The organism is Arsenophonus sp. ENCA, from assembly GCF_002287155.1.
GTDB lineage: Bacteria > Pseudomonadota > Gammaproteobacteria > Enterobacterales > Enterobacteriaceae > Arsenophonus > Arsenophonus nilaparvatae.
This window is the reverse complement of sequence record NZ_NHNG01000502.1, coordinates 1-787: the sequence shown is the minus strand read 5'-3', so window position 1 is coordinate 787 and position 787 is coordinate 1. Positions and strand designations below refer to the sequence as shown.

Genomic DNA, 787 nt, shown 5'->3' with positions numbered 1-787 from the left:
CAAGTTACTAAAACACATAAATTTTATTAAATTACAATAACTTGCATTTAATTTATAAGGTTTTATCTATTTATATATTATGCTGAATTAAACTTAAAAATAGAGCGTTTTTTTATTGGTGCGAAACTCGTGTAACACAGAGAAGGTAAGCTTCACATGGGAGATATTGTATTTTTTTAGCGTCTTTTCTGTAATTGGTCTTTTATTTATATCTTTTAGCGTGGTGTTATTTGATTTTTTGAAAACACGTAGACAAATTTCATCTAATAAATACAGTAGGTTATTTTTAGTAATATTATTTTTTTCAACTATGGGCTTTGGAGGCGCATTGTCAGTTTCCGGTAATCAATTATCAGAAGTAATTAAAGAAATTGAATCCCCAAAACCACTACCGCCCAGAGCCGATATGATGAAGCCACCCCACAACTTAGAGAAACAGCTCGACAAGATTATTTCCGTCTCCGAGAAATGATACTTGAGAACGAAAAGCAAACGGAATATTTACAAAATTATATTAAAACACAGTGTCAATGAATCGGTCATTGGCAGGTTCAAATCTTAACAATCCTAGCGCAACGAAAGCGCATCTAAATACTCCACCGAACCTGACTTTATAGAAATGAGCCTTTGAGGGTGTCAGCAGAGCTGGCGAGCCTCGGTGGGCTGGCATTCCTATTTCGTCAAAGGTTCATTTTATAAAGAAGGTAATACGTTATGAACAATATTATTAAGTTATCAAGTGGTGTACCTGTTGTAGCCACTAATGTTATCGCTACTGAATTCGGAC

1 protein-coding gene and 1 pseudogene are annotated in these 787 nt (G+C 34.4%); both read left to right on the top strand.

Translation table 11 applies throughout. The features are described 5' to 3' along the window. Positions 1–310: 310 nt before the first annotated feature. Positions 311–427: pseudogene (locus CBG25_RS21455) on the top strand (hypothetical protein); the annotation flags it as partial. Then, positions 376–534 (top strand): lysis system i-spanin subunit Rz, encoded by a 159-nt coding sequence (locus CBG25_RS13225; protein WP_290607186.1) that lies wholly within the window; start codon positions 376–378, stop codon positions 532–534. The pseudogene CBG25_RS21455 and the gene CBG25_RS13225, both read left to right, overlap by 52 nt. Positions 535–787: the final 253 nt, after the last annotated feature.